Genomic DNA, 4,506 nt, shown 5'->3' with positions numbered 1-4,506 from the left:
GTTCTCGACGGAGGGGGAACGGCGTCCGCTGGCGGCCGCGGTGGACCACGCGGCGTACCGGATCGTGCAGGAGGCGCTCACCAACGCGCACAAGCACGCCCCCGGCGCGCCGATCGCGGTCGCGCTCCGGTACGAACCGGACGCGCTGGTGGTCGAGGTGACCAACCCGCGCGCGCCGGAGCTCGTCGGCGCGCGCGCCGACGCGGGCCAGGCCGTGAGTGGTGGTCAGGGGCTGACCGGCCTGCGGGAGCGCGCCCGGCTGGTCGGCGGCATGGTGCACGCCGGGCCGACGCCCGAGCTGGGCTTCCGGCTCGCGGCCGTGCTGCCGTACGAGGGGGAGGAGCAGGACGGCGCGGTGGCCGGGCTCGACGACTGGGCGCTGGACGGCCTGTCGCCCGTCGACGAGGTGGACGGCGGGCGGCGCAGCCCGGCGATCGGCTGTGCGCTCGGGGTGGGCGCGGTCGCGCTGACCGTGCTGGGCCTGCTGGTCTGGGGCGTGGTCGCGTTCGTCCGGGGCACCGATGACGCGACGGTGCAGAAGGCGGTGTTCGACCGGATCGAGGTCGGCACCGCGGAGTCCGAGGTGCTGCGCACGCTGCCGCGCGGCAGTGACTTCTTCACCGACAGCTACAAGGGCACCGGTCCCGAGGTGCCGGTGGGCGCGGACTGCCGCTGGTTCGTCCTGAACGGCGAGGGCGGCACGGCCTGGGACGAGGAGCACGTGGCGCGGTTCTGCTTCAAGGAGGGCGTGCTGGTGGACAAGCAGGAGTACGTCTCCAAGAGCTGAGCGCCCGCGTGCTCCCCGACGGGGCGGTTCGGACCGGGCCCGGCGGGATGTGAGGATGGTGTCGCAGCCGACGTGCCGTCCGAGGGGAATGACCAGCAGTGATCCGAGTCCTCGTCGCCGACGACGAGCCGCTCATCCGGGCCGGGATCAGGATGATCCTGGGCTCGGCCGACGACATCGAGGTGGTCGCCGAGGCCGCCGACGGCCGGGAGGCACTGGAGCTGGCCCGGGCGCACCGGGTGGACGTGGTGCTGCTGGACATCCAGATGCCGGTGATGGACGGGCTGACGGCGCTCGGGGAGCTGGCGAGGGTCGCGCCCGGCGCGCGGGCGATCATCCTCACCACCTTCGGGGAGCGCGAGAACGTCCTGCGCGCCGTGACCGAGGGCGGCGCCGGATTCCTGCTCAAGGACACCGCGCCGAACGAGCTGATCCAGGCCGTACGGGCGGCGGCCAGCGGGCACGCCTTCCTCTCCCCGGCCGCCACCCGGCACATCGTCGACTCGCTGGCCGCCGGGCGCACCTCCTCGGCGGCCGCCCGCAGCGCGGCGGCCCGGCGCCGGCTGGAGGTGCTCACCGCGCGCGAGCTGGAGGTGCTGGCGCTGCTCGGTGAGGGCCTGTCCAACGCGGACGCGGGGGCGCGGATCCACATGAGCGAGGCGACCGTGAAGACGTACGTCAGCCGGATCCTGGCCAAGCTGGGCTGCGAGAACCGGGTGCAGGCGGCCCTGCTGGCGCGGGACGCGGAGCTCGACGGGCGCGACTGAGCGCGATCACTTCGTAGCGGAGAGTGTCGAGCGTGATGGATCCCACTCGGCGGCCGTGCGGAATCGGGAACTCCGGTTGTAGTGGTGACGGTGCGTCAGTGCGGGGTCGCGGTGGGTGGATGGTGTGCGGCGCTTCGCGAATGGATAAGTGTGAGCGCAAGCACGGAGATTGATCATTTGATCTAGAAAATGTGGTCAAACTAGGTCAATTCAGGCACACTTTCTTGATCGATACCGCCGGTAACAGTCAACTGACCTGCGGTGTCGAAGAATTGCTTGCTGAGCCTCCGTCATGCCCCTAGCTTCTTTTGCGGCGCAACGAGCGCCACCCGGGTTCACCCCGATGCACGGCCCGCCGACTGACCCCCGGCGCGAGGGCCGTGCCCGCCGACGAGGCCGGCTCGAACAGGCCGTCGGCGCGCGGAGGTGACCGGGGCGGCACGGCACGTCCGACACGTGCGCGGCCGCCCGTCGAGTGCGGTGAGTGCGACGACCGGCCCATGTCCCGGGCCTGGTTCCGCCTGCCCGCCCGGGGCTTGTCGAGAGGACTTGTATGAATCCCCGTCACGAGACCACCGCTGCCACCACCTCCCCCGCCACCAAGCGCAACCGCGTGCGGATGGCGGTCGTCGCGGGCGCCGCCGTCGCGGCCCTGCCGGTGGCAGGCCTCGTCACGGCCACCTCGGCCTCCGCCGCGACCACCTCCGCCTGGGACGCCGTCGCCCAGTGCGAGAGCGGCGGCAACTGGAGCACCAGCACCGGCAACGGCTACCACGGTGGACTCCAGTTCTCCCCGTCCACCTGGAGGGCGTACGGCGGCACCGCGTACGCTCCCCAGGCCAACCAGGCGACCAAGGCGCAGCAGATCGCCGTCGCCGAGAAGGTGCTCGCCTCGCAGGGGCCGGGCGCCTGGCCCGTCTGCTCCCGGAAGGCGGGCCTGACCAAGGGCGGTGCCCCGGCCGTCGTCGACACCTCGGCGGGCTCCGGCTCGGCGACGACGTCCAAGCGGGCCGCGAAGCCCGCCGCGAAGAGCACCCAGCAGGCCGCGCCCAAGGCGAAGCCGCAGGCCCCGAAGGCGCCGCAGGGCCAGCCTTCGGCCAAGCCGGCCCAGTCGGCGCCGGTCGCGCCGAAGAACACGGCCGCCGGCGGCTACACCGTCAAGAGCGGCGACACCCTGAGCGGGATCGCGGCCAAGTTCGGCACCAGCACCGACAGCCTCTACCAGAAGAACGTGCGCACCATCGGCGGCGACCCGGACCTGATCTTCCCGGGCCAGACCCTGACCGTCTGACGCGGTACCGCACCGACCCGGCCGAGCGGCCGCGCCCCCCAGACCCAGGGGCGCCCGCTCGGCGCGGCGCGTTCGCCTCCCGGGTTCGAGTGCCGGGCGCGCCGGCACCTGTTGCTCCTGGACGGCGGGCGGGAGGTCGAGCTGCCCTTCGCGTACGCCGGCGCCGACCCGGCGGCCGGGCCGAACTGCACCGGGCGGCCGGCGGTCGGCTCGTACGGCCGGGGGCGCGCGGGGTTGTAGTTGAAGGTTGAACGCAACGTCCGAATACCGCCGGAGATGCCAAGGCCGCCGGAGCAGGATCGACTCGTACCCGAGAGCGGAACACCGACCGGACCACCGGTCGGGCCGTGACCGGAACACCCGGAACGAGGAGATCTACGACCATGACGATGAACGGTGCGACGGCACTCGACGGCAAGGTGGCCCTGGTGACCGGCGGCAGCCGGGGGATCGGTGCGGCGGTCGCGCTGCGGCTGGCCGAGGACGGCGCCGACGTGGTGCTGACCTACCAGGGCTCGGCCGAGCGGGCCGAGGAGGTGGTCGCGAAGATCACCGCGATGGGGCGCAGCGGCTGGGCCGTCCGTGCGGACAGCACCGACCCGGAGGCCGTGCGCGCCGCCGTGGCGGCCGTCGCCGAGCGGTTCGGGCGGCTGGACATCCTGGTGAACAACGCGGGCGTCGGCGCCGTCGGGCCGATCGAGGAGGTCGCGCTCGACGAGGTCGACCGGGTGCTGGAGGTGAACGTCCGCGCGCCCCTGCTCTACGTGCAGGCCGCCGCGCCGCACCTGGCCGAAGGCGGGCGGATCGTGAGCATCGGCAGCTGCATCGCCCTGCGCGTCGCCTTCTCCGGCGCCGCGCTCTACGCGACCAGCAAGGCCGCGCTGATCGGCCTGACCAAGGGGCTGGCCCGGGAGCTCGGCCCGCGCGGGATCACCGTCAACCTGGTGCACCCCGGCCCGATCGACACGGACATGAACCCCGGCGACGGCCCGTCCGCCGACCTCCAGCGCGGCTTCACCGCGCTCGGCCGCTACGGCACGGCGGAGGAGGTCGCGGCCGCCGTCTCGTACCTGGTCGGCGAGGGCGGCCGGTACGTCACGGGCGCGGAGCTGTCGGTGGACGGCGGGTTCGCGGTCTGACCTCAGGTGAGGGGCCTGTCTTCGAACTCCCGCAGGCGGGAGTTCGAAGACAGGCCCCAGGGGGCGCGGTGTCGTGCCGGGCGGCCGTGGGCGGCGGTGCTTACGATCGCCCGGCACGGCCCGTGCTCCCCGACCGAGAGGTGTGCCATGACCGCAGCGGACGACCCGATCGACCTGCTCGCCCGCGCCCTCGCGCAGACCGCGGGGCTGATCGATGGCACCGGTGTCGAACTGGCCTGGCACCCGACCCCCTGCCGCTCCTGGGACGTCGGCGACCTGATCAGCCACCTCCTGTTCGACCTGCGGCAGTTCACCGTCCGGGCGCGGGGCGGACAGCCGGACTGGTCGCAGCCCTTCGAGCGGGTGGAGGAGGACTGGCTGCACGCCTTCGAGGCAGGGTCGGAGCGGCTCGTCGAGGCCTGGCGCGCGGCCGGCGACCTCACCGGCACCATCGAAGTCCCCGGTGCCGGCACCCTCCCGGCCCGCTTCCCGGTGGACCAGCAGATCGCCGAATTCGCCGTC

General features: G+C 73.3%; 5 protein-coding genes. All 5 read left to right on the top strand.

From position 1 onward, the window contains the following. On the top strand, nucleotides 1–787 hold a 787-nt coding region (locus tag J0670_RS30970), incomplete at its 5' end, for a sensor histidine kinase (RefSeq protein ID WP_374223202.1). 98 nt (nucleotides 788–885) lie between these two features. Beyond that, entirely contained in the window at nucleotides 886–1,554 is a 669-nt protein-coding gene (locus J0670_RS30965; protein WP_207815142.1) for a response regulator transcription factor, read from the top strand. Nucleotides 1,555–2,107: 553 nt separating this feature from the next. Beyond that, the gene (locus J0670_RS30960; RefSeq protein WP_207815141.1) at nucleotides 2,108–2,845 is read left to right on the top strand and encodes a transglycosylase family protein; all 738 of its coding nucleotides are present in this window, start codon (nucleotides 2,108–2,110) and stop codon (nucleotides 2,843–2,845) included. 383 nt (nucleotides 2,846–3,228) lie between these two features. Beyond that, entirely contained in the window at nucleotides 3,229–3,984 is a 756-nt protein-coding gene (locus tag J0670_RS30955; protein WP_243437773.1) for an SDR family NAD(P)-dependent oxidoreductase, read from the top strand. 147 nt (nucleotides 3,985–4,131) lie between these two features. Beyond that, the coding region (locus J0670_RS30950; protein WP_207815140.1) for a maleylpyruvate isomerase N-terminal domain-containing protein at nucleotides 4,132–4,506 on the top strand (375 nt) is incomplete at its 3' end.

It is taken from the genome of Streptomyces sp. FH025, from assembly GCF_017427025.1.
Taxonomy (GTDB): Bacteria; Actinomycetota; Actinomycetes; order Streptomycetales; family Streptomycetaceae; genus Kitasatospora.
This window is presented reverse-complemented; position numbering and strand designations above follow the sequence as displayed.

Excerpts from the sequence above, each read along its gene's own strand:
- J0670_RS30960 (WP_207815141.1), top strand. The coding sequence starts at position 2,108 with ATGAATCCCCGTCACGAGACCACCGCTGCCACCACCTCCCCCGCCACC.
- J0670_RS30955 (WP_243437773.1), top strand. The coding sequence starts at position 3,229 with ATGACGATGAACGGTGCGACGGCACTCGACGGCAAGGTGGCCCTGGTG.